21 protein-coding genes are annotated in these 25646 nt (G+C 55.9%); all 21 read left to right on the top strand.

Annotated features, from left to right (window positions below):
• The first annotated feature begins 110 nt into the window (after positions 1–110).
• The 21 genes from rimO to DQG13_RS07900 all read left to right on the top strand — a co-directional run bounded on the left by rimO (position 111) and on the right by DQG13_RS07900 (position 25644).
• Positions 111–1439: a 30S ribosomal protein S12 methylthiotransferase RimO gene (gene rimO, locus DQG13_RS07795; protein WP_113019188.1), complete on the top strand. Its 1329-nt coding sequence runs from the start codon at positions 111–113 to the stop codon at positions 1437–1439.
• Complete coding sequence (pgsA, locus tag DQG13_RS07800; RefSeq protein ID WP_113019189.1) at positions 1436–2014, top strand: CDP-diacylglycerol--glycerol-3-phosphate 3-phosphatidyltransferase; 579 nt, start codon at positions 1436–1438, stop codon at positions 2012–2014. The genes rimO and pgsA overlap by 4 nt, the downstream gene beginning before the upstream one ends.
• Positions 2015–2188: 174 nt before the next feature.
• Complete coding sequence (locus tag DQG13_RS07805) at positions 2189–3442, top strand: competence/damage-inducible protein A (protein WP_113019190.1); 1254 nt, start codon at positions 2189–2191, stop codon at positions 3440–3442.
• 1544 nt (positions 3443–4986) lie between these two features.
• Positions 4987–6042, top strand: coding sequence for a recombinase RecA (gene recA, locus DQG13_RS07815; RefSeq protein ID WP_113019243.1), 1056 nt, complete (start codon positions 4987–4989; stop codon positions 6040–6042).
• 84 nt (positions 6043–6126) lie between these two features.
• Positions 6127–6795: a RecX family transcriptional regulator gene (locus DQG13_RS07820; RefSeq protein WP_113019192.1), complete on the top strand. Its 669-nt coding sequence runs from the start codon at positions 6127–6129 to the stop codon at positions 6793–6795.
• A 291-nt stretch (positions 6796–7086) separates the two neighbouring features.
• On the top strand, positions 7087–8631 hold the full coding sequence (gene rny, locus DQG13_RS07825) for a ribonuclease Y (RefSeq protein ID WP_113019193.1): 1545 nt from the start codon (positions 7087–7089) through the stop codon (positions 8629–8631).
• A 106-nt stretch (positions 8632–8737) separates the two neighbouring features.
• Positions 8738–9532, top strand: coding sequence for a TIGR00282 family metallophosphoesterase (locus DQG13_RS07830; RefSeq protein WP_113019244.1), 795 nt, complete (start codon positions 8738–8740; stop codon positions 9530–9532).
• A gap of 146 nt (positions 9533–9678) precedes the next feature.
• Positions 9679–9939, top strand: coding sequence for a stage V sporulation protein S (locus tag DQG13_RS07835; protein WP_113019194.1), 261 nt, complete (start codon positions 9679–9681; stop codon positions 9937–9939).
• Between the two features lie 140 nt (positions 9940–10079).
• A complete protein-coding gene (locus DQG13_RS07840; protein ID WP_113019195.1) occupies positions 10080–11012 on the top strand; it encodes a dipeptidase in 933 nt (310 codons plus the stop codon).
• 702 nt (positions 11013–11714) lie between these two features.
• Positions 11715–13460 (top strand): 2-oxoacid:acceptor oxidoreductase subunit alpha, encoded by a 1746-nt coding sequence (locus DQG13_RS07845; RefSeq protein WP_113019196.1) that lies wholly within the window; start codon positions 11715–11717, stop codon positions 13458–13460.
• Entirely contained in the window at positions 13448–14314 is an 867-nt protein-coding gene (locus DQG13_RS07850; protein ID WP_113019197.1) for a 2-oxoacid:ferredoxin oxidoreductase subunit beta, read from the top strand. Before DQG13_RS07845 ends, DQG13_RS07850 begins: the two co-directional genes overlap by 13 nt.
• Before the next feature lie 127 nt (positions 14315–14441).
• Complete coding sequence (gene pduL, locus DQG13_RS07855; protein WP_397333947.1) at positions 14442–15011, top strand: phosphate propanoyltransferase; 570 nt, start codon at positions 14442–14444, stop codon at positions 15009–15011.
• Between the two features lie 224 nt (positions 15012–15235).
• Complete coding sequence (gene miaB, locus DQG13_RS07860; protein WP_113019198.1) at positions 15236–16831, top strand: tRNA (N6-isopentenyl adenosine(37)-C2)-methylthiotransferase MiaB; 1596 nt, start codon at positions 15236–15238, stop codon at positions 16829–16831.
• A complete protein-coding gene (locus DQG13_RS07865) occupies positions 16828–17277 on the top strand; it encodes a YlbF/YmcA family competence regulator (protein WP_113019199.1) in 450 nt (149 codons plus the stop codon). The genes miaB and DQG13_RS07865 overlap by 4 nt, the downstream gene beginning before the upstream one ends.
• Positions 17278–17304: 27 nt before the next feature.
• Complete coding sequence (locus tag DQG13_RS07870; RefSeq protein ID WP_113019246.1) at positions 17305–18186, top strand: sugar phosphate isomerase/epimerase family protein; 882 nt, start codon at positions 17305–17307, stop codon at positions 18184–18186.
• A gap of 243 nt (positions 18187–18429) precedes the next feature.
• Positions 18430–19077: a stage V sporulation protein AA gene (locus tag DQG13_RS07875; RefSeq protein ID WP_113019200.1), complete on the top strand. Its 648-nt coding sequence runs from the start codon at positions 18430–18432 to the stop codon at positions 19075–19077.
• Positions 19074–19502 (top strand): stage V sporulation protein AB, encoded by a 429-nt coding sequence (locus tag DQG13_RS07880; RefSeq protein ID WP_113019201.1) that lies wholly within the window; start codon positions 19074–19076, stop codon positions 19500–19502. The genes DQG13_RS07875 and DQG13_RS07880 overlap by 4 nt, the downstream gene beginning before the upstream one ends.
• A 55-nt stretch (positions 19503–19557) precedes the next feature.
• Positions 19558–21420 carry a spore germination protein gene (locus DQG13_RS07885; RefSeq protein WP_258525525.1) on the top strand — a complete coding sequence of 621 codons (1863 nt, stop codon included), beginning with the start codon at positions 19558–19560 and terminating at the stop codon, positions 21418–21420.
• 86 nt (positions 21421–21506) lie between these two features.
• Positions 21507–22838 (top strand): diaminopimelate decarboxylase, encoded by a 1332-nt coding sequence (gene lysA, locus DQG13_RS07890; protein WP_113019202.1) that lies wholly within the window; start codon positions 21507–21509, stop codon positions 22836–22838.
• A gap of 159 nt (positions 22839–22997) precedes the next feature.
• On the top strand, positions 22998–23432 hold the full coding sequence (locus tag DQG13_RS07895; RefSeq protein WP_113019203.1) for a peptidylprolyl isomerase: 435 nt from the start codon (positions 22998–23000) through the stop codon (positions 23430–23432).
• 130 nt (positions 23433–23562) lie between these two features.
• Positions 23563–25644 (top strand): sensor histidine kinase, encoded by a 2082-nt coding sequence (locus DQG13_RS07900; protein ID WP_181592636.1) that lies wholly within the window; start codon positions 23563–23565, stop codon positions 25642–25644.
• Positions 25645–25646 lie beyond the last annotated feature (2 nt).

A 25646-nucleotide genomic window follows, 5' to 3' on the forward strand; every position in this document is an offset into this window, starting at 1 on the left:
TGACACCCGGTTTTCGTTGTATTATACTTTTTGAGGACAGGCGCTTGCACCAACACGTGGAGGCGGCGCGGACCAAGCTATTTCTAGTTAACTATTGGGGGATTGCAGGAATGTCTGAGAAAATCAAGGTTGTTACCCTTGGATGTGACAAGAATCTCGTAGATTCGGAGATTATGTCAGGGTTGATTCATGAACGCGGGTACACCCTTGTGGAGGATCGTGAAGAGGCAACGGTCATTATTGTGAATACATGCGGTTTTATCGATGCGGCCAAGGAAGAATCGGTAAACACCATCCTCGATCTGGCGGAGCTGAAGGAAACCGCCTCTCTGAAGGCGCTGATTGTTTCCGGCTGTCTGACCCAGCGCTACAAGGATGAGCTGATGCAGGAAATGCCCGAGATTGACGGCATTGTCGGCACCGGGGATTTTGACAAGATTACCGATATTATCGATGAGGCGTTGGCCGGCGCGAAACCCAGCTATGTGGGGAACCCGGTTTTTAACTATGACGCGGTGCTGCCCCGGAAGGCGGCGGGCCCCCGTTATTCGGCCCATATCAAAATCGCCGAGGGCTGCGACAATGCGTGCACCTTCTGCAGCATTCCCATCATGCGCGGCAAGTTTCGCAGCCGTTCCATGGAATCCATTGTGGCTGAAGCCGGGACCCTTGCTGCCCAGGGTGTCCGGGAGATCAGCCTGATTGCCCAGGATTCCACCAATTACGGCATGGATATGTACGGACGCTTCGCTTTGCCGGAGCTGATGGAGAAGCTGACTCAGGTGCCCGGCGTGGATTGGGTCCGGCTGCATTATGCGTACCCGGGCTTTTTTACTGACGAGCTCATTGAAGTTATTGCCAATAATCCTAAGATATGCAAGTATGTAGATATGCCCCTGCAGCACAGTGAGGATTCCATCCTGAAGCGGATGCGCCGTCCGGGCAGAGGCCGGGATGCGCGGGAGCTTCTCCGGAAGATCCGCAGCCGGATTCCCGGGGTGGCCCTCCGCACCTCCCTGATTGTCGGATTTCCCGGGGAAACGGAAGAAGACTTCGAGAATTTGAAGCGGTTTGTGGAGGAAATTCAGTTCGACAAGCTAGGGGTATTCACCTATTCCCAGGAGCAGGATACGCCGGCTGCCCGGCTGCCTGACCAAATCCCGGAGGACGTGAAGGAAGCCCGGGCCAACGAGCTGATGGAGCTGCAGCGCCGGATTTCCAACAGCAGAAACGGCGGGCGGGTCGGCGAGGAGCTGGAGGTGCTGCTGGAGCGTTACGACGGCCGCAACGATGTGTATGTGGGCCGCTCGCAGTATGATGCGCCGGAAATCGACGGCGAGGTGTTCGTCTCCGGCTATAAAGGAAACATCGGCGATATTGTGAAGGTGAAAGTGACCCATTCCTTTGAGTTCGACCTTGCCGGGGAGGCGATCGCATGAATTTGGCCAACCGCATCACCATGGCCCGTATTTTCCTGGTCCCTTTGATCATGTTTTTTTTGTTGGTGAAGATGCCTTTGCCTAATTTGGCCTTTGGCAATTTCACTATTTCCTACAACCAGGTGATCGCGGCGCTGATCTTCATTATTGCCGCCAGCACGGACAGTCTGGACGGCTACATTGCCAGGAAGCGGAAGCTTGTCACGAATCTGGGCAAGCTTCTTGATCCCCTGGCCGATAAGCTGCTGGTGACGGCGGTGCTGGTTTCGCTGGTAGAAATGGACAAGGTGGGCGCGTTTATTGTCATCGTGATTATCAGCCGGGAATTTGCCGTTACGGGCCTCCGCCAGATTGCCCTGCTCGAGGGCATTGTTTTGGCCGCCAGCAAATGGGGTAAATGGAAAACAGCCACCCAAATCACGGCGATTATTGCGCTCTTGCTGAACAATTTCCCGTTCCACTTCCTGAATTTCGATTTTGATTATTGGGCCAGCTGGGTGGCGGCGCTGATCACCATCTACTCGGGTGTGGATTATTTCATCAAGAACAAGCACGTCATTAACGTTCATACATAACTGCCCGGTATTAGAGGGGCTTGTGAAGAGAGGCTTTCCTTATAGGGGAAGGCCTTTCGCGTATGAGGGTGCCGAAAGCCGAGGGGCCGGAGGCATCGGCCGCGCCGGTGGCATGATGGCGGTCCCCGGCAGGGGTCGGACAGACTCTGGCTTCAATCCAAGGAGGTGTCTTCTATGAAAGCGGAAATTATAGCGGTAGGCACAGAGCTTTTGCTGGGGCAGATTGTCAATACCAATGCCCAGTTTTTGGCGGCGGAATGCGCCTCCATCGGAATCGACACATACTTCCAGACGGTTGTGGGAGACAATGAGGAGCGGCTGATTCAAGCGCTGGATATCGCCTCGAAGCGGGCGGATCTGGTGATCTGCACAGGCGGTCTGGGGCCCACCCAGGATGACCTGACCAAGGATGTGCTGGGGCGGTATCTGGACAAGCCGTTGGTTCAGCATGAACCGGCCATGGAGCGCATCCGCCGCTTTTTTGAAGCCCGGGGCGTCCATATGGTGGAAAGCAATGCCCGCCAGGCGCTGATCCTGGAGGGCTGCGATCCCCTTCCCAATGACACCGGGCACGCCGTAGGGGTTGCTTTGGCCGCAGGGGGCTGCCGCTACATGCTGCTTCCCGGGCCTCCCAAGGAGATGAAGCCCATGTTCACGGGCTACGGCAAACCCTGGCTGCTGCGGATGATGGGCGAGGAGCGGCCCCTGTATTCCCGCATGCTGAAGTTTGCCGGCATCGGGGAATCCACGCTGGAGCATGAGCTTCTCGACCTCATCGAGAGCCAGCAGGACCCCACCATCGCCCCCTACGCCAAAGAGGGCGAGGTGACCATCCGGCTGGCTACCAAGGCCTCCAGCCGGGAGGAGGCGGACCGGAAGCTGCAGCCTGTGGAGGACGCCATCTGCAAGCGGGTGGGGCAGTATCTCTACGCCCGGGAGGATATCGGCATTGAGGCGGTGGTGCTCCGCCTTCTGAAGGAGCGGAGCGAGTCGCTGGTGACGGCGGAGAGCTGCACCGGCGGGCTGCTGTCCGACCTGCTGACCGGGCTGCCGGGAAGCTCCGCGGCCTTCAAGGGCGGGATTGTCAGCTATTCCAACGGGCTGAAGCACAGGCTGCTGGAGATTCCCATGGAGGTGCTGGAGGGCGAGGGGGCGCCGGGAGCAGTCAGCGCCCGGACGGCCGAGCTGATGGCCGCCAATCTGCGCCGTTCGCTGGACGCGGACTACGCCTTGTCGGTGACGGGGGTGGCCGGCCCCGATTCCTCGGAGGGCAAGCCCCCCGGGCTGGTCTACATCGGCCTGGCCACGCGGGATGGCGCGGTGGAGGTAACGGAGAACCGGCTGGGCGGCAGCCGGGAGATCGTGAAGCTGCGCGCCGCCAAGCAGGCGCTGTACATGCTGTGGCGGCAGCTGGTGAGCCGCGGCTAGGGGCGGCTGGGCGGCGCGGGAGCGGGGCCGCGGAGAGCCTCAGTGCGACGATGCCTCGGTGCGGAGGGCGAAGAAGAGCCGCGGCATCGCTGGCAGCAGGCGATGCGGGAGGCGGGGTGTGAGCCGGGGGCGGAGGACGAGTATACTCCGTTACACTTGTCACTTAACTCCACTCCCACCCTGCGGACACCTTTACCGCCTTACACAAACCCCTTGACGCTACCGACGACGACTGTCAAAAAGGCCCGATTGTATGCGAAAAAATGTAACTGCTCAGCTATTGCGGAAACGAGTATCCTTTTGGATGCCAACAAACTCCTCGGTTAGCTGATGCCTGCGATCCAGGCTTTCCTTCAGAATGCCCTGAGGGGGTTGTCAGCATCTTGAATCCGTTGCTCGTCTTGACGAAGCGCAGTCCCAGGAACAGATGGATGGGTGGATGGATGGAAGGATATGGTATGCCCCATGATGCAAAAGTGCACTTCTTTCATGGGTCAGCTGCTGAAACGGAGGGTCATCATGCAAAAGTGCAGTTAAATCACGCGGATTTCAGCTTTTGGGGCGGTTTCAAGCGAAAATTAGTGCACTTTTGCATTATGAGAGCGAAAAAGAGGGCTCGCGGCTAAAAATAACTGCACTTTTTTGCATGATAGAATTGCTAGGGCGTGTTTGCAAACTCCGAATGGAGCAGCTAATGCCCAAATTTTCGTTCATGGCAAGGCACTTTCGCGAAGGCGTACCGGGGGTACGTCAAGCGGAAGTAACGCCGCAAGGGACGAAAAGGCAGTGAAAGATGCCCTCAAGCAGGTTTGCAACACGGCCTAGGATATGGATCACTCTCGAGGAGGGGTTACCCCTTCTACTACGGAACTCAGTGACTTTTGCTGTCAAATACATAGCTGAGTTATTACAAAAAATCAAATGCAAGTAACCTCCAAGTGGGCAAAAAGCCGAATGTACTTTTTAGTATAAGCTCAGGCGGGGTGGTTAAACGGGCAGAACGGACAGGGGAGCCGTTATTTCGCTCCTTTTCCCTCTTTCGCGAATTTCACGGCCACACGATTCGCTATTTCCCCATTTGGACAGCCACAAGCACCGATTTTCGCCTCATAACGGACCCATAGTCCGACTGGTTGGGAAAATACCAATTTTTCGCCAATTAACGGATTCTATGTCCGTTTGTCGTTTGCGCCGGTCCACCAGTATAGCCCAAGCTGTTGGATGCTGGCGGTCTTTGCGGCGAACGCCGGCAAAGCAAAGCTGGCTGCAGGTGCGGCTCCCGTCCAAGACTGGACGGTTGTTCGCACGGTGAAGGCGGCTGCCATTTTGACAGGCAGGCCTCAGGCACTTTTCATTTGCAATCGGACAGGGCTGCAGGTATAATATAGGTATATGTTTGCGGAAGAACCGTAACAGGGAGGACCTCTTGGTTGCGGTTTTTTGTTTCCCAAGCATACGAATGTATGTTCGAAAAAAACCTTGGCAAAACGGTAAAAAGCAGTTATTATAGTATTATCATCCTAATCAAAAGGGAAGTGAGTCTCTTGGCAGATCGTCGCGCAGCACTGGAAGCGGCACTTCGCAATATTGAAAAGCAATTCGGCAAAGGCTCCATTATGAAGCTGGGAGAATCCACCCATATGCAGGTGGAGACCATTCCCAGCGGCTCTCTCGCACTGGATATTGCCCTTGGCGTCGGCGGCTTGCCCCGCGGCCGGATTATTGAGATATATGGACCGGAGTCCTCCGGTAAGACCACCGTCGCATTGCATGCTATTGCAGAGGTGCAGAAGACAGGCGGACAAGCCGCATTCATCGATGCGGAGCATGCCTTGGACCCGCTGTATGCCAGCAAGCTTGGCATCAACATTGACGAGCTTCTTCTGTCCCAGCCGGATACCGGCGAACAGGCGCTTGAGATTGCCGAAGCCCTGGTGCGCAGCGGCGCCGTGGATATCATTGTTGTGGACTCCGTAGCGGCCCTTGTGCCGAAGGCGGAAATTGAAGGCGAGATGGGAGATTCCCATGTGGGCCTGCAGGCCCGGCTGATGTCCCAGGCTCTGCGGAAGCTGTCCGGCGCCATCAACAAGTCCAAGGTTATTGCCATTTTCATCAACCAGCTGCGTGAGAAGGTAGGCGTGATGTTCGGCAATCCGGAAACAACCCCCGGCGGCCGCGCGCTGAAATTTTACTCCACCATCCGTCTGGATATCCGCCGCATCGAGTCCGTGAAGCAGGGCAACGATATTGTGGGCAACCGCACCCGGATTAAAGTGGTGAAGAACAAGGTGGCTCCGCCGTTTAAGCAATGCGAGATTGACATTATGTACGGCGAGGGTGTGTCCAGGGAAGGCAGCATTGTGGATATCGGCACCGAAATGGACATCGTCCAGAAGAGCGGCGCATGGTTCTCCTACAATGGCGACCGCCTGGGCCAAGGCCGTGAGAATGCCAAGCAATTCCTGAAGGAAAATCCGTCGGTGCGCGACGCCATTGAGAGGAAAATCCGCGAAAACAGCAACCTGATTACCAGCATTCCGCCTGCTTCCAATGAGGAAGAGGATGAAGAAGAGCCGGAGGATTTTGAAGACGCGGAATAAGGCAGCAGCAACACCTTACACAAACCGGCAAGGGCACCCTGGACAAGCAGGGTGCCCTTCTTGCAGAAAGGAACGTAGAAGGATATGTCGAACGGCGAAGCAGCGGCGGGATGGATCACTTCGGTAGAACGGCAAAAAGGCAACAAGAAGCGGTACAATCTGTTTATTGACGGTGTGTACGCCTTTTCGGTGCATGAGGATATCATGATCCGCCACCGGCTCCTGAAGGGGGAGGCGGTGGATGCAGCATCCATCGCCGGGATTGTGATGGATGATGAACGCCATCAGGCGTATCTGGAGGCCATCCGGTACATCGGCAGACGGCCCCGCTCACAGCAGGAGGTCCGGCTCCATTTGAAGGAGAAGGAATACGAGCCGGAGCGGATCAATGAGGTTGTGGAGCGCCTTTCGGGGGAAGGATATCTTAATGATGAGGCCTTTGCCAAGCTGTGGACGGAGAACCGGATCAGGAGCCAGAAGAAGGGCAGAAAATGGGTGGAGATGGAGCTCTCCCAGAAGGGTGTGGATGACGCGGATATTTCCTCCGCCCTGGGCAGCATCGATCCCGAAGAGGAATATGCGGCCGCTCTGGATTCGGCCGTGAAGAAATGGCGGCTCACCGGGGGGGAACCCTTTGAACGGAAGCAGAAGGCTATGACCTATCTTCTGCGCAGGGGATACTCCCATGAATTGGTGAAGCGGGTGGTCCGGGAGGTTTCTGACCAAGCTCCGGATGAGGATGCGGATTTTTGACAACGGTGGGTAAGATAAGGGCGGAGCATCCTATCCTTACACGGCAGGGGAGAAATGTGTTGGGTTTGATTGACAATAGCTTGACAATGTTCTTCGACAAAAGCTAAAATGTTCATGTATATTTTATTTTGATTTAAATATGCAGGAGCTTTCGCCAATTCATTAATTCCGCCGTAAGACCCGAAAAAACCGAAAACGATTGAGCATGCGTGAAGCAGACTGAAACCCACGGATTAAAAACCGAATACCCCCCAAGCTACACCTTGGAGAAACGACGAGGAGGTGACGTAGATGCAGCAAGTCATCATCACCATCGCAATCTCGCTCGTGACTGCTCTGATTGGCGCTTGGATCGGTTTTCTTATCCGCAAATCGATTGCTGAAGCGAAAATTTCCAGTGCAGAGCAGGCAGCCGAGCAGATTATCGAAGGTGCCAAGAAAGAAGCCGATGCACTGAAGAAAGAAACGGTTGTGGAAGCGAAGGACGAGGTTCACCGCCTCCGCACCGAAGCTGAAAAAGACATTCGTGAGCGTCGTAACGAAATTCAACGACAAGAACGGCGACTGTTGCAAAAAGAGGAAACGCTGGATAAAAAGATTGATTCCCTGGAGCGCAAGGAAGAGCAAGTTGCGAATAAAGAGAAGCGCATTGAAGAAACCCAGGCTCAAATTGACCAGCTTTACAAGGATCAGGTATCCGAGCTGGAGCGGATTTCCGCACTGACCATGGAAGAGGCCAGAACCATTATCCTCACCAATGTGGAGCAGGAAGTGCGTCACGAGACCGCCCAGATGATCAAGGAGATCGAATCCCAAGCCAGAGAGGAAGCAGACAAGAAGGCAAGAGAGATCATTACTCTCGCCATTCAGCGTTGTGCTGCCGACCATGTAGCGGAAACGACTGTATCTGTCGTCTCCCTGCCCAACGAGGAAATGAAGGGCCGGATTATCGGCCGTGAAGGACGCAATATTCGTGCGCTGGAAACCCTGACAGGCATCGACCTGATCATCGATGACACACCGGAAGCGGTGATTCTGTCCGGTTTTGACCCCATCCGCCGGGAGATTGCCCGGACCTCGCTGGAGAAGCTGGTGGCGGACGGCCGGATTCACCCGGCCCGCATTGAAGAAATGGTAGAAAAATCGCGCAAGGAAGTGGATGAACGCATCCGTGAATACGGAGAGCAAGCCACCTTCGAGGTGGGCGTTCACGGTCTGCACCCGGATCTCATCAAGATTCTGGGACGTTTACGGTTTCGTACGAGCTACGGCCAGAATGTGCTTAAGCATTCCATGGAAGTGGCCTACCTGGCCGGACTTATGGCGGGAGAACTGGGAGAAGACGTTACATTGGCGAAACGTGCCGGCCTTCTTCACGATATCGGCAAAGCGCTGGATCATGAAGTGGAAGGCTCCCATGTTGAAATTGGCGTAGAAATTGGCAAAAAGTATAAAGAACATCCCGTAGTGATCAACAGCATTGCATCCCATCACGGGGATTGCGAAGCCACCTCCGTCACCGCCATGCTGGTAGGCGCGGCAGACGCCTTGTCTGCGGCACGGCCGGGCGCCCGGAGAGAGACGCTGGAAACCTATATCAAGCGTCTGGAGAAGCTGGAGGATATCTGCGAATCGTTCGAGGGCGTGGAGAAGTCGTACGCTATCCAAGCCGGCCGGGAAATCCGGGTTATGGTCCAGCCCGACAAGGTGGACGATACCGAATCCTTCCGTTTGGCCAGAGACATTACCAAGAAAATCGAAAGCGAGCTGGATTATCCGGGCCACATTAAGGTAACGGTGATCCGGGAAACCCGCGCTGTGGAGTACGCTAAGTAATCAGCTCATAGGAACATGGGGGAGAGTGGCTGCTAAAGCCACTTTCCTTTTCTTTGCAGGGCTTATTCGCCCGGCAAGCGTGAAGAAGGCAATTGGAGGGATTCCCATTAAACTGTTATTTATTGGCGATATCGTTGGTTCTGTAGGCCGCAAGGCGCTCCGGAATGTGCTTCCCGGACTGAAGTCCAAATACCGTCCGGACGTGATCCTGGTCAATGGCGAAAATGCCGCCCATGGGCGGGGAATCAACCAGGCGATTGCAAGAGAATTTTTCGACCAAGGTGTTCACGGCATCACCATGGGCAACCATACCTGGGATAACCGGGAGATTTTCGACTTTATCGACGATGAGCCGCGCTTGATCCGCCCGGCAAACTTCCCATATGGAACGCCGGGGAACGGCTATATGTCCCTGAAGGCGGCCGGCAAGGACCTGCTGGTGATCAATCTGCAGGGAAGAACCTTTTTGCCGCCGCTGGATTGCCCGTTTCAAACAGTGGATGCCATTCTGGAGCGGGAGGGCAGCCGGCATAAATATATATTTGTGGATTTCCACGCCGAAGCCACCTCGGAGAAAATCGCCATGGGCTGGTACCTGAACGGCCGCGTATCCGCCGTGGTAGGGACGCATACTCATGTGCAGAGCAACGACAACCGGGTTCTCCCGGGAGGCACGGCATACCTCACGGATGTGGGTATGGTCGGCCCCCGTGACGGGATATTGGGCATGGAGCAGGAAGGCGTTATGCACCGGTTTTTGACCCAACTGCCGTCGCGCTTTGTTGTGGATGAAGGCAAATGGCATTTTCACGCGGCTGTTATCGAGCTGGACGACCAGACGGGGCTGGCCAAGAGCATTCAGCAGATCCGGACCGACGAGGATAATTACATCAGCGAGTAGTTAGGCCTGCCGGCAAAAAAGCCAAGAAGAAGCTGTCCTTAAACGGGCGGTTTCTTTTTTTTGTAAAAGGCGATGGCATGTATTGAAAATCTTGTGAATATGATGGGTACTGGAATCCATCACCTATCCCCTGGGAGGTACCTTTCATGGAAGTATTAAAGGTTTCAGCTAAATCCAACCCAAACTCCGTAGCAGGTGCGCTGGCTGGCGTGTTGAGGGAAAGGGGAGCGGCAGAACTTCAGGCGATTGGAGCAGGCGCACTGAACCAGGCTGTGAAGGCCGTGGCCATTGCCCGCGGCTTCGTAGCTCCCGGCGGAGTGGATCTGATTTGCATACCGGCTTTTACGGATATTGTCATAGACGGAGAAGACAGAACGGCGATTAAGCTCATCGTCGAACCCCGCTAGGGGCTGTCTTACAGTCCCTAAGCCGCCTCGCCTCCTTAGAGCGGGATATATGCAGCACTGCCTGTTTACGGGATGCAGTAGACAGGTTTTTTTGTGTTCGCGCATATAGTTATTTCAAAGATAACCAGGGAGGGAAACCCATGAAAATTTTTGATGCCCATTGTGATTTGCTGGACAAAATGAATCTGCATGCCGAGCTGAGCTTTAAGCAGGACAGCATCTATGCGGATGTTTCGTTCCCCCGCCTGAACAAAGCGGGGGTTGCGGTGCAATGCTTTGCGGTATTTGTGTCCAACCGGCCGTATGTGTCCTTTGCCCAGCTGCTGGAGAGCTTCGATACCTTTCATAGCCGGATTGCCAGCCATGAAGGGGTCAGGCATATCCGCACCAGGGCGGACCTGGCGGATGCCGAAACGGACGGGAAGCTGGGGGCCATCCTGACCCTGGAGGGGGCGGACGGGCTGGAGGGCAGTCTGGTGAATCTGCGCACTGCTTTTGCCATGGGCGTACGGCTGCTGGGGCTGACCTGGAATTACGCCAACTGGGCGGCGGATGGGGTGCTGGAGCCGCGGAACGGGGGCTTCACGCTGAAGGGGAAGAAGCTGATTGAGGAATGCGGCAGGCTGGGGCTGATTCTGGATGTTTCCCATCTAAGCGACAAAGGGTTTTGGGAGCTGGCAGAGCACGCGTCCAAGCCCTTCTGCGCCAGCCATTCCAATGTGAGGAGGCTTTGCCCCCACCCCCGGAATTTAACCGACGAGATGATTGGAGTGCTGATTGCCCGGAAAGGCATGATGGGTCTTACCTTTGTCCCCTGGTTTATCAAGGCGTCGGAGCCTGCCATTAAGGATATTTTGACCCATCTGGACCATGTGGCGGCGTTGGGCGGCAAGGGGAGTGTGGGCTTTGGTTCGGATTTTGACGGGGTGGACTATCATATTCCGGGACTGGAGCATGCGGGGAATTATGACCGCCTGGCCAACGAATTGTACCGCAGGTATTCCGCGGCGGAGGCGGACGGATTTCTCTACGGCAATTGGCGGCGTTTTATGGCGGAGAATTTGCCGGAGTAAGCAGAAGCGCAAACCGGCCTCCTCCCGGGACGGAACTGAGAGGCTCTTATAGATGCAAAATCGGCTGGCTCCCATTGTTACGGAACTGAAAGGCCCTTGTGCGGGTGAAAAAGCGACTAAAGGGGGATTCTTGCCACTTTCTCTCCCATAAGAGCTTCTCAGTTCCGCTGGCATGACCGAGCAGCCGAATTTGCCGCTGTAAGAGTCAAAAAGTTCCGTTAGCGCGGGAATGGGGGGAAGCGGACGAGGAACAGGCGAGATGAACGCAACGAGAGCCGAATACCGGTACAGGCGAGATGAACGCAACGAGAGTCGATGAGCGGTACAAGCGGGAGCTGGGATGACGATTTGTTTTTTTGGGACTTACGAGCTATAAAGCGGGACGGCGTCAACAGGCTCTGATAGGCGTTCTATCCTTGCCTCGTGGTGAAGTGATTAATATAACTATTTATCTATAATAAATATTATTATCAGCGAAAAGAGTTATGTAACAAAATTGTCAAATTTGCTTGCAAATCTAACATGGAGCGCATAGAATCTTGGTGAGGGATAAATAAATGCTTACAGCGGCACTAAAGATTGCGTTTACATTCTGGAAGTAAAATGGAAGATTACTATCATCCGGGGTCCCTGCAAATCGTGAGTGAGGAAGTGTCAGACAGCCTGTATGCGGGGAATGTCACCAGCTAAGGAGTGGGCGTCATGATCAGTCAACTGTCATGGAAGATCGGAGGCCAGCAAGGGGAAGGCGTGGAAAGCACCGACCGGATTTTCTCCACTGCATTGAACCGGCTGGGGTATTACTTGTATGGGTACCGGCATTTTTCGTCCAGGATTAAAGGCGGGCATACCAACAACAAGATCCGGATCAGCACCAAGCCTATCCGTGCCATATCCGACAGTTTGGACATCCTGGTCGCCTTTGATCAGGAGAGCATCGATGTAAACGCATACGAGCTTCGTGAAAACGGCGTGGTTGTGGCCGACGCCAAATTCGGCCCGGTGCTGCCGGAAGGCCTGAAGGCCAGGCTGTTTGCGGTTCCCATCACCCAGATTGCCGAGGAGCTGGGAACCTCGCTGATGAAAAATATGGTGGCTTCCGGCGCCTCCTGGGCTCTGTTGGGGTTGCCCCTCTCCGTCTTCAACAAGGCGGTGGAGGAGGAATTCGGACGCAAGGGCCCGGCGGTAGTGGAGAAAAATGTGGAGGCGGTCAAAAAGGGCGCCGAGTTTATTCTGAACCAGGCAGGCGGGCCGCTGGAGGAATTCAGGCTGGAGCCTGCAGACGGCAAGGAAAAGCTCTTTATGATCGGCAATGATGCCATTGCCTTGGGCGCTTTGGCCGCAGGCTGCCGGTTTATGCCCGCCTATCCCATTACTCCCGCGTCGGAAATCATGGAATATTTAATTAAGGCCCTCCCGAAATTCGGCGGAACGGTCATTCAGACGGAGGATGAAATCGCGGCAGTCACCATGGCCATCGGCGCCAACTACGGAGGCGCCAGAGCCATGACTGCATCTGCCGGACCCGGCCTGTCGCTGATGATGGAGGCCATCGGCCTGGCAGGGATGACGGAGACGCCGGTGGTGGTGGTGGATACCCAACGCGGCGGTCCTTCCACAGGCTTGCCCACCAAACAGGAGCAAAGCGACGTGTTCGCCATGATCTACGGCACCCACGGGGAAATTCCCAAGATCGTGCTGGCGCCCAGCACCATAGAGGAATGCTTCTATGATACCATCGAAGCCTTCAATCTGGCCGAGGAATACCAATGCCCGGTAATCCTGCTGACCGATCTCCAGCTTTCCTTGGGCAAGCAGTCATCCGATATTTTCGATTATAAAAAAATTGCCATCCGGAGAGGCAAGCTTACAGACCAGCTACCCGAGCTGGGGGAGAATGAGCTGTTTAAGCGTTATGCGGCAAGTCCCGACGGAGTGTCCCCGCGAGTGCTGCCCGGCACCAAACACGGCCTGCACCATGTGACGGGAGTGGAGCATGATGAGGCGGGCCGCCCTTCGGAATCTCCGCTGAACCGCAAGAGGATGATGGACAAACGGCTGGCGAAGCTCAAGTTTATTCATGTAAAGGATGCCATCAAGGTGCATAAGGGCCACGCGGAGCCGGATATGCTGATTATCGGCATGGGCTCCACCCTGGGAACCATCGATGAAGGCAGGGAGCGGCTGGAGGCCGAAGGCATCAAAACCGCTCATATTACTATCCGGCAGCTGCATCCCTTCCCGGCGGAGGAGCTGGCGCCCCATATCAACCGCGCCAGAAAGGTAGTTGTGGTGGAAAACAACGCCACCGGCCAGCTGGCCAACCTTGTGAAGCTCCATTTGGGCCAAGGGGAAAAGATCCACAGTGTCCTGAAGTACGACGGCAATCCGTTCCTGCCGGCGGAAATTCATAAAGCATGCAGGGGGCTGATCGCATGGCAACGATGAAGGACTTCCGCAATAATGTCAAACCCAACTGGTGTCCCGGCTGCGGGGATTTCTCCATCCAGGCGGCCATTCAGCGGGCTGCGGCCAATGTGGGGCTGACCCCGGAAAGCCTGGCCGTGGTTTCGGGCATCGGATGCTCCGGCCGGATCTCCGGCTATATCAATGCGTACGGCTTTCACGGCATCCACGGCCGCTCCCTGCCCATTGCCCAGGGACTCAAGATGGCCAACCGGGAGTTGACCGTCATTGCCGCCGGGGGCGACGGAGACGGCTTCGCCATCGGCATGGGGCATACAGTGCATGCTATCCGCCGCAACATCGACATCACCTACATCGTGATGGATAACCAGATTTACGGGCTGACCAAGGGCCAGACCTCTCCCCGCAGCGCTTTTGGCTTCAAAACCAAAAGCACGCCTGGAGGCTCCATTGAGTCTTCCCTGTCTCCTCTGGAGGTCGCCCTGTCTGCGGGAGCCACCTTCGTGGCCCAATCCTTCTCCAGCGAGCTGAAACAGCTGACCGCCTTGATTGAAGCAGGCATCCGGCATAAGGGCTTTTCCCTGATCAATGTGTACAGTCCTTGCGTCACCTTCAACAAGGTAAACACGTATGACTGGTTCAAGGAAAATCTGGTGAACCTGGACCAGGAGGAGGGGTATGACCCGGGCAACCGGATTCAGGCCATGACCCGGCTCATGGAAACCGGCGGCTTGCTCACCGGCTTGATTTATCAGAATACCGCCAAACCCTCCTACGAGGAACAGGTTACGGGTTTTAGACAGGAAGGGATTTCCAAGCAGAATATCCAGATTTCGGAGGATGAATTTGAACGTTTGGTGGCAGAATTTAAATAATGATTCAAAAAAATCTCGGCATATGTCAAAAACATATGCCATTTTTGCGCCGTCTTGTTATAATAGAAAACGAGTATAACAGTTCATCAAAAATATGAATACAGTTGGAAGGCAGGAGACCTTAATCATGAAACTGGTTCCCGTAGGCGTATCCGCCCGGCACATTCATTTGTCCCGCGAGCACATCGACATTCTGTTCGGTGCAGGCTATCAATTGAAGAACATGAAGGATCTTTCCCAACCTGGCCAATATGCCGCAGAAGAAACTGTAGCGGTAATCGGCGCCAAGGGCAAGTTCGATAAAGTCCGTATTCTTGGTCCGGAACGCCCCAAAACACAACTTGAAATTTCCAAAACAGATTCCTTTGCTTTGGGTGTTGCCGCTCCTGTCCGGGAATCCGGCAAAACCGAAGGCACTCCCGGCATCAAAATTGTCGGCCCTGCCGGCGAAGTGGTGACCGAGGACGGCGTTATCGTAGCTGCCCGCCACATCCATTTCCACACCTCCGATGCCGAGAAGTGGGGCATCAAGGACAAGCAGCTGCTGTCCGTTAAGGTGAAGAGTGAACGTCCGGTTATTTTTGAGGATGTGATTGCCCGCGTCAGCGATTCCTTTGCCCTGGATATGCATATTGACACAGACGAGGCCAATGCCGCCGCCGTGAAGAACGGCGATCAGGCTGAGGTGCTGCTGTAAGTGATCCTTGCCGGTCCGCTTTTGCCGCGGCCGGCCTTTTCATACCCTTCCATACAGTGTCCTGCTGCGTGTATAACACCGGTGGGGCATTGTTTTTTTGTGCAGAGGCTCCCATATGACTTCCTCTTCCCACCTATGCTATAATCTACTTTGATTGCCTTAAAAAATCCCCGTATGAACATACCAGATTGGAACACATTTTCACAAAAAAAGGTGGAATGACGATGAAGAAGGAGAACCAGCAACCAGCGGACTTAAAATCCGCCCCGGTCAAGGATTACTCCGCCTATTTTGATTTTTCCGGCGCCAAGGTGCTGGAGGAAAAGGACGGCAAAACCACATACCGGATCAAGGGCAGAACGGTGCAAATCAACAGCCAGCCCGATTACAAGGAGGGCAAACGCCGCGGCCGGGAGGAGATTCTGGTGCAGTACGAATCCTCCATTCCCGAGGACTTGAAGGGACTGGGCAAGGGCAAGTATTACACCATCTATACCTTCGGCTGCCAGATGAACGAGAATGATACGGAAACCATGAAGGGCATTCTGGAGGAACTGGGCTATCAGGAGACCCGGGACCGGAAGCAGACGGACCTGATTCTCTTCAACACCTGTGCCGTCCGGGAAAATGCGGAGGACAAGGTGTTCGGCGAGCTGGGCCACATGAAGGTGCTGAAGCAGGAGAAGCCCGATCTGATTCTAGGCGTCTGCGGTTGCATGTCCCAGGAAGAGACGGTGGTCAACCGGATTTTGAAGAAGCATCCCTTCGTGGACCTGATCTTCGGCACCCACAACATCCACCGGCTGCCCGTTCTGCTGCAGGAGGCGTATTACGATAAGGAAATGGTTGTGGAGGTGTGGTCCCGGGAGGGGAATATTATTGAGAATCTCCCCAAGAAGAGGGAGGGCATCAAGGCTTCGGTGAACATTATGTACGGCTGCGACAAGTTCTGCACTTATTGCATTGTGCCGTACACCCGGGGCAAGGAACGCAGCCGCAGGCCGGAGGATGTGATTGCCGAGGTCAGAGAGCTGGCCCGCCAGGGTTTTCGGGAAGTGATGCTGCTGGGGCAGAATGTGAATGCCTACGGCAAGGATTTTACGGACCGGACCTACAGCTTCGCCGACCTCATGGACGAAATGCACAAAATCGGCATTCCGCGGATTCGCTTCACCACCTCCCATCCCCGGGATTTTGACGACCATCTGATTGAAGTGCTGGCCCAAAAGGGCAATCTGATGGAGCATATCCATCTGCCGGTGCAATCCGGAAGCTCTGCGGTGCTCAAGGCCATGACCCGGAAGTATACCCGTGAGCAATATCTGGAGCTGGTGCGGAAAATCCGCGCGGCCATCCCCGATGTGGTGCTGACCACGGATATTATCGTGGGTTTCCCCGGCGAAACGGAGGAGCAGTTTGAGGAAACCATGTCCCTGGTTCGGGAGGTAGGCTATGATGCGGCCTTCACCTTCCTGTATTCGCCGCGGGAGGGAACGCCTGCCGCCAAGATGAAGGATGATGTGCCGGAGCAGGTGAAGAAGGAGCGGCTTTACCGGCTGAATGAGCTGATGACGGAGCTGAGCAAGGCCAGCAACGACAAGCTCAAGGGCCAGGTGATGGAGGTGCTGGTGGAGGGCGAAAGCAAAACCAATTCCAGCGTGCTGGCCGCCAGAACCCGGACGCTGAAGCTGGTCCATTTTGAAGGGCCCAAGGAGCTGATTGGACAGCTGGTGCAGGTGCGGATCACCGAGCCCCAATCCTGGCTCTTGCGGGGCGAGCTGGTCCATGCGGAAGCGGGAAAGGCGGGGATGCCGGCATGAGTCACAATGGAGAAAACGGCAAGGCTGACCCAAACCCGTCCTTTGCAGGAACGGATGGGATTGGGCGGGAGAAGATTATGGCCAAAGCCCGGGAATTGGCGGAGCTGTTCGCCGGCTCGGCCGAGGTGGACACCTATCGGAGGGCAGAGGCGCAGATTGCGGCGAATCCCCATGTGCAGGGCCTGATCAGCACCATCAAGAAGAAGCAGAAGGAAGCGGTGGCCTTCGAGCAGACCTTCAAGAACAAGGAGATGGCCCAGACAATCGACGCGGAAATTGAAACACTGCAAAGCGAGCTGGATGCCATCCCCATTGTAACGGAATTTCAAGAAACGCAAAGCGACCTGAACTATCTGCTGCAGCTGGTGATGGGAGCGGTGCGGGATACGGTCTCGGCGGAAATTCAGGTGGAAGAGGGCCGGGTGGAAGTAAGCCGGTGTGACTAAACGCAAAGTGAGCTGATCCATATGAATATGAAGCGGAAGTTGCAAAACCCGATTGGTGTGATTGTCGACAGCTTCGGCGTCGGTGTCCGGGAAGGCCTGAGGAAGGCCAAGGAAGTGGGAGCCGACGGAGTGCAGATTTATGCGGTGAGAGGGGAAATGGACCCCGATGCGCTTTCGGCTGCGGACCGCAGGGAGCTGAAAAGCTTTATCAGCGGGCTGGGGCTGGAGATTTCCGCCCTGGTGGGCGACTTGGGCGGACATGGCTTCCAGGATGCGGCGGCCAATCCGGCCAAAATCGCCAAGTCCAAGCGGATTCTGGACCTGGCGCTGGAGCTGGGGACAACCATTGTCACAACCCATATCGGGATTGTGCCGGAAGATACGGCAAGCCCGGTTTACGCCGCCATGCAGGAAGCCTGTGAGGAGCTGGCCGGGTACGCCCACCGGAACGGCGCGTTTTTCGCCATTGAGACAGGACCGGAGCGGGCGGCCCATCTTAAGAGCTTCCTGGATACCCTGTCCACCAAAGGGGTATCCGTGAATTTTGACCCGGCCAACATGGTTATGGTGACGGGGGATGATCCGGCGCAGGGAGTCCACACCCTGCGGGATTACATCGTGCACACCCATGTGAAGGACGGGCTGCAGCTTCAGGCCACAGACCCCCGCAACATCTACGGATCGTTGGGGTATGCGCCCATGGAGCATGAAACCATCGCCCGTATGGTGCGGGACGGGGCATTCTTCCGGGAGGTTCCGCTGGGCGAGGGCAAGGTGGATTTTGACGCTTATTTTGCCGCGCTTCAGGATATCGGATACACAGGTTACTTGACCATCGAGCGCGAGGTGGGAGACCAGCCTGAGGTTGATATCCGGCGGGCGGTGGAATTTATCCGGCGGTACAAGTAACGGCGGCTTCCGGTGCAGGAAGTCAGAATCTGGGTTTCATCAGGATAGGGTAGCGGAGTTTCTCCGCTATCCTTTTTTGTTTGCCCGCGAAACCGCTCCGCTGAAGATTTTGGCAATTGGGGGAGGGGGCGCGCGACGGTTAGAGATTATGGAAAGATTGCATACTATTCTCACCCGGGGATGAAGTCTTGGACTTGATTCCCCTTGCGAGTTGACGTTTCCGGCAAAAGGGAGGGGAGTTGAATGTCTGCACCGGATTTTCCTGCGGCGCCCAGCCTGTATCTCCGCTTCCGCAAAAACATCACGGTCAAGAAGGGCGAGGCGGTCACCTTAGGGCGGGCGGCCGATCTGCATACGGAACCCGGGCTGCTGCCCCAGATTTCCGCTTTGGTGCTTTTTCGGCCGGAGGAGAAGGACGGCAACCGGCTTCTGGTGGATATGATGCTGGTCACCAGGCGGGTGAAGGAGCTTGTGCCGCAGATGCACCTTGTGCACTTCGGCGAGCCCCATGCCCTGGTTCAGGTGATGGAGGCCGAGCGCAAATGCCATCCGCTTTTGTTCGCGGCGGTATGGCTGCTCCTGTTTATTGGCTCGGGGCTGGCGATTATGAATTTTCACGAGGATGTGAGCATGCCGGCGGTGCATGGGCGGATATACGAGCTCCTGACGGGAGAGCGTCCGGAGCATCCCTACTGGCTGCAAATTCCGTATTCGCTGGGGATCGGCGTGGGCATGGTGCTGTTTTTCAACCATGTGTTCAAGAAGAAGTTTAATGAGGAGCCCAGTCCTCTTGAAGTGGAGATGTACCTGTACCAGCAAAATATGAATCAGTATGTGGTGGCGGAGGAATATGGGAAAGCAAGCCCCGAAAAGGGGGGGACGCCCCCATGAGCGGGATCGCGGCTAATGCCCTGATCGCCTTCGTCGGTCTGGCCGGCGGTCTTGCCGTAGGCAGCGGCATGGTGGCCTTTCTGCTGGTGCTGGATATCGTGCCCCGTCTGGCCCAGCTAACCTGCTCCTCGGACCGGATTCATGGCTATGAAACGGCTGTGGTGGCCGGGTCAGTCTTCTGGACCGTGGCCGATTTTATGGATTGGCGGTTCTCCGGAACGGTGCTGTCTCCTGCGGTGATGGGGCTGTTGGGGGGAATATTCATTGGGATGCTGGCGGCGGCGCTGACGGAGGTTATCAATGTGCTGCCCATTCTGGCCAAGCGGCTGGGCATGTCTAAATATATTCTGTCTCTTCTGATGGCGATGATATTGGGAAAAGTGGCCGGGTCCCTGTTTGAATGGCTGATCTATCACGGAAAATAGCTCTCCGCAGAAGGCGGTCTATCCATATAACGACAATAAAGCGAGGTGGCTTCACATGGGTCCTGATGAAATGAATCCGGAAGAGCTTCAAGATTACTCCGGCCATATGCCGGCGCCCCCCAGGCTGGAGGAGGATGAAGAGGAGCACGGCCCTACTTCCCCGCGGCGGAAAACACTGCTCCGCAAGCCCATTGAAATTGGCGCTTTCCGCAGGCATGAGGAGGAGGGGCCGGAGGGGGAGCGGCAGGCATCGGCAAGAGAGGACAAGGAGGCTCCGGCTCCGCGTAAAGAGGACGGGAGGGAGGGCGGGAAGGACAGGGAGCGTTCCCATTCCCCCCGCCAAGAGAAGGCGGCCAAGAAAGCCGAAGACCAGACTGACGGCCGCAACCTGAAGAAGGAGCAAAGCGGCACCCAAAGCAGAATGACCGAGGAAGAAAACCGGCTGAAAAATTTGAAGGAAATTCCCGACACCATCGACGGCATCAAGCGTGCTCTGGAGGAAAAAATCGGCCTTGGCATCAGCTTTGACGTCACTTTCCGGGAGATGGTTTTCGGCGGCGTGCGCTGCGGCTTCCTTTATATGAACGGCTTTGCCAAGGACACGGCGCTGATTGAGGTGATCAAGCGGCTGACCTATGCCGATGAGGCGGAGATGACTGACCGCCCCCTGGAGGAGCTGAAGGACAAGCTGGTGGCCCATATCCAGGTGGAAAGCCTGGAGAAGTTTGATGAGGTGATCGACAAGACCCTGGCCGGGATGACGGCTCTTTTTGTAGAGGGAGCCCGCGCGGCGCTGGTTATCGACGCCAAGAGCTTCCCGACCCGTTCCACCTCGGAGCCGGATTTGGAGCGGGTGGTGCGCGGAGCCCGGGACGGCTTTGTGGAAACGCTGATGACCAATGTGACCCTGATCCGGCGGAGACTGCGGGACCCGCGGCTTAAGTTTGAGGTGGTGCAGGTGGGGGAGCGGACCAAAACCGACGTGTGCATCGCCTATATCCAGGACGTGGCGGCGCCGGAACTTATCGATACTTTCCGGAATAAAGTGGAGAAGGTTGTTATTGACGGGATTCCCCTGGGCGAAAAGCAGCTGGAGGAGATTCTGGTCAGCAAGGGCGGTTGGAATCCCTATCCGCTGGTGCGGTATTCGGAGCGCCCCGATGTAGTGGCGGCCCATCTGCTGGAGGGCCATGTTGTGCTTCTGGCGGATACCTCCCCCAGCGCCATGATCCTGCCCTGCACCATATTCCAATTGATGCAGCATGCGGAGGAATACCGGCAAACCCCTGCCGTCGGCACCTATTTCCGCTGGGTCCGCTATTTCGGGATTATCGCTTCCCTGTTCCTGCTGCCCATCTGGTACCTGATGGTGGTTCATCCGGAGCTTAAACCCGTAAACATGGAATGGCTGGGACCGGAAAAAACGGCGCGGCTGCCGGTCATCGTGCAGTTTCTCATCGCCGAGCTGGGCGTTGATCTGATGCGGATGGCTGCGGTCCATACGCCAACTCCGCTGGCTACCGCAATGGGCTTGATTGCCGCCATTCTCATCGGCCAGATCGCCGTGGAAACCGGCATGTTCGTCAACGAAGTCATCATGTACATGGCGGTTGCCACCATCGGAACCTTTGCCACGCCCAGCTATGAATTGGGGATGGCAAACCGGATCACCCGGATCATATTGCTCCTGGCCGCCGCCTTTTTGGGGGTGCCCGGGCTGGTGGCCGCAACCACCATCTGGCTCATCACGCTTACCGTGCAGCGCTCGTACAACTCTCCTTACATGTGGCCGTTTATACCGTTTAATGCAAAGGCGCTGTATACCGTTTTGGTCCGCAGACCCTTTGGAACCAGCCGCCACCGGATCAGTCTGACGGATACCACGGACAATACCAGGCAGCCGGTCTCCGACGGATAGTACAAATCAATCGGCCGTTTGTATATGGCACAGACGGCCGTTATATGTTATTTTGTTGGTAGACCAATCGACAAGGAGAAATGGCAATGTATCTGCATGGGACAAGTCGAATCAATGACCGCGGCCATCTGGAAATCGGCGGCGTGGACGCCGTTCAGCTTAGAGAGCAATTTGGAACCCCCCTGTATGTTGTGGATGAGGAGCTGATCAGAAGACGCTGCCGGGAATTTATCGGCGCCTTCAGAACCTCCGGACTCCAGTTTCAGGTGGCGTATGCCTCCAAGGCCTTCTGCACCATGGCCATGTGCCGGATCGCCGATGAAGAGGGGCTTTCCCTGGATGTGGTTTCCGACGGCGAGCTGTACACCGCCCTCCAAGCCGGATTTCCGCCGGAGCGGATTCATTTTCACGGGAACAACAAAACCCCCCAGGAAATCAACATGGCGCTGGATGCGGAAATCGGCTGCTTTGTGGTAGACAATTTCGTGGAGCTGGAGCTGCTGAACGCCATGGCCGGAGAGCGCGGCCGCAAGGTGAACATCCTCCTGCGGGTGACGCCGGGCGTATCCGCCCATACCCACGAGTATATTTCCACCGGCCAGCAGGATTCCAAGTTCGGCTTCGATTTGGGCAACGGCGCCGCATTCCGTGCTGTTGAGGAAGCGTCCCGCCAGCCCAATCTGGTGCTGTTGGGCCTGCACTCCCATATCGGCTCGCAAATTTTCGAGGTGGAAGGTTTCAAGATGGCGGTGGAGAAGGTAATGGGCTTTGCCGTGAAGGTCCGCAGCGAGCTGAACGTGCTGTTCAAGGTGGTCAACCTGGGCGGCGGCTTCGGCATCCGCTATGTGGAGGGAGACCGTCCTTTGCCCATCGCGGAATATGTCCACGCCATTGTGGACAGCGTTCATACCTCCTTTGCCGGCCAGGATTATCCCGTTCCGGAAATCTGGATCGAGCCGGGCCGCAGCATCGTAGGCGATGCGGGCACCACTCTCTATACCGTCGGCACTTATAAGGAAATTCCCGGCGTCCGCAAGTATGTGGCCGTGGACGGGGGCATGACGGATAATCCCCGTCCCGCCCTGTATGAATCCCAATACGAGGCTATGCTGGCCAACCGCGCCACCGCAGCTCCCGAGGAGCTTGTCTCCATCGCCGGCAAATGCTGCGAAAGCGGAGACATGCTGATTTGGGATGTATCCCTGCCCAAGGTCAACAGCGGCGATTTGCTGGCGGTTGCCTGCACAGGCGCCTACAATTATTCCATGGCCAGCAACTACAACCGGATTCCCCGTCCGGCCGTTGTCTTCGTCAAGGACGGCAGCGCCGATCTGGCGGTAAAACGCGAATCCTACGACAACATTGTCGGCAATGATCTGATTCCCGAGCGGATGAAGAAGGCTGCCGCACGGGCATAATCTTCATAGTCTCCTGCCCCCGCGATTTTCCGTGGTGGGCAGGTTTTTTGCTGCCCGCGGAACTGCGGCTTTGTCCGCCGCCGGTTGAAAGATTTGTATTTCCCCGCGCAATCCGATACAATGATTCCGATTGATTCCAATTTACAAAGGAGACTCATCATGAAAAAAGGTACCATCACCTTGGAGAACGGCGGCAAAATCAATCTGGAGTTTTTTGCCGAGCATGCCCCCAACACTGTTGCCAATTTCGAAAAACTGGCCAATGAAGGCTTTTATAACGGACTGACCTTTCACCGCATCGTGCCCGGCTTTGTCGCTCAGGGCGGCTGCCCCCGCGGCGACGGTACCGGCGGCCCCGGGTACACCATCAAGTGCGAAACCGCCGGCAACCCCAACAAGCATGTCCGCGGCGTTATCGCCATGGCCCATGCCGGCAAGGACACCGGCGGCAGCCAGTTCTACATTACCTATGATTCCTTTCCGCATCTGGACGGCGTACATACCGTATTCGGCAAGGTGACGGAAGGTATGGAGCATGTGGATGCCCTGAAGCAAGGCTCCCGCATGTCGGAAGTAAAGGTATGGGAGGAATAAGCCTCCCGGCATAACTCTGCCTGATCGCCCCCAAAAGGCCAGCCCCGCAAAATCAGGGCCGGCCTTTTGCCATTTTCGTTATTCTGTTATGATGAATACTAGAATGCATAAGGGGCGAAGTGAATGCGACATGACAATCAGACATAAAGAAGCGACCCGCCTGATCTGGGGATTCACTGTTCTGCTGGTATTCATAGCCGGGGGGGCGGCGCTTGCGCTGTTTGGCAGCCGCCAGCCGGAGCCCCAGGCAAGGAACGGCATTTTGGATCTGACGAGTTGGGATTTTGAGAGCAAGGGAGTGCTCCTGCTGACCAACGGATGGGAGCTGTACCGGAACCGCCTTATAGAGCCGGAGGAGTTCGCCTTAACCGCTCCTAAGCCGGATGAAGCTGTCAGGCTCCCCCATGCGTGGAGCCGGGGGCAGGACTCGAGGGAAGAGGCGGCCACCTACCGGCTTCTGGTCCGGCTTGGGCCGGAGCAAGCGGCCGCGCGCAAGGCGCTGGGAATTCGGGACATCCAATCGGGATACCGGATTTATGTCAACGGGCAGCTGTACGGAGCGGGAGGCATACTGGGAGATTCCCCGGGTCCGCCGGAGGCGGCCATTTATCCTTCGATCATTGCGTTTCCCGTTGCGGAAGGCAATAATGAAATTATCGTCCAGGTTTCCAACTCTACCTACCAGCGGGGCGGGCTGCTTTCTTCCTTTTCCTTCGGCAAGCCCCTGGATATCTATCATTACAGAGAGACAGGCCTGGTCTGGCGAATATCGATTATGGCCGCCCTTGCCACACTGGGCATCTACCATCTGGCTCTGTTCTGGATGCGGAAGAAAGACTATATGAGCCTGGTGACAAGCATCACCTGCTTGTTGATGTCCGTGCGGATCATGGTCCTCAATGAGGGTATTCTGACCTTCCTGGCGCCTTCCATGGCTCCATTGTGGTCCAGGCTGGCGTATTTTACTTTATATGCCGGCATCCCGTTTATGTTGGCTACCATCCAGCTTCTGTATCCCAGAGAGATGAGCAGGCGGGTGACGGTCGCCGTGTGGTTCTTCTGCGGAGTGTTGGCACTGTCGGTGCTGGTTCTGCCTGTCCGGCTGTATACCTGCACCTTCATTCCGTTCCTGGTGTTTCTCCTGCTGGTCCTGGGCTACTGCCTGATTGTGCTGGCTTTCGCCGTGGCGCGGAGCCGGACAGGAGCATGGATCAACACCTTGTGCGTATTCGTCATGTTTGCAGCGGTGACCAATGACATTCTTTTCGAGCAGGGATGGATTCAAAGCGTCAATTTGACGCCCATCAGCGTCTTCCTGTTTGCCTTCGCGGAAACCCTCGTCATTGCCCACCGGTATTCCAAGGCGTATGTGGATGTGGAGAAGGTTTCCGGCGAGCTTACCCAGCTCAATCAGCAGCTGGAGGGGAAAATCAGGGAGCGGACGGAAGCGCTGGAAATCACCAACGCCCATTTGGTTTATGCCAATGAGCATCTCCATCAGATGGAAATTTCCCGGCGGGAGCTGATCGCCAATGTCACCCATGAGCTGGGGACGCCTATGACCTCCGTACAGGGGTATATGAAGGCGCTGCTGGACGGGGTGATCCAACCGGAGAAGCAATATATCCAGCTCCTTTACGACAAGATCCAGATGGCGGACCGGCTGGTGCAGGATCTGTTTGATCTGACCAAGCTGGAGGAGGGACAAACCACCTTTCACATGATGGATATCATTGTCGATGATTTGTTCGACGAGTATTTCTCCAGCTTCCAATGGGATGTGGAGAGCCAGGGAATCCATTTCCTGCTGCAAAAGCCGGAAGCGGCCCATGACAGGGTTCCTATCGCCCGGATCGATCCCATCCGCATCCACCAGGTCATTACAAACCTGGTGCATAATGCGCTCCATTATACGGAAGAAGGGGGCACCATCGCCATCCGCGGCGAATACGGCCGGGACCGGCTGATGATTCAGGTGGCGGATACCGGCAAGGGCATTGATCCGCAGCTGCTGCCTCATATTTTTGACCGATTTGTGAAGGGAAACAGCCCAAAGAGGAGCGCCAAGGACGGATCGGGCCTCGGTTTGGCCATTGCCAGGCAAATCGTCATGCATCACGGAGGAATTTTGACCGTTCACAGTGAATACGGTAAAGGCAGCACTTTTCAATTTGATATCCCAATTGAATTTATTCCAATGGTGGTGGACTAAAC

The sequence above is a fragment of the Paenibacillus sp. YN15 genome, from assembly GCF_003285005.1.
GTDB lineage: Bacteria > Bacillota > Bacilli > Paenibacillales > NBRC-103111 > Paenibacillus_AR.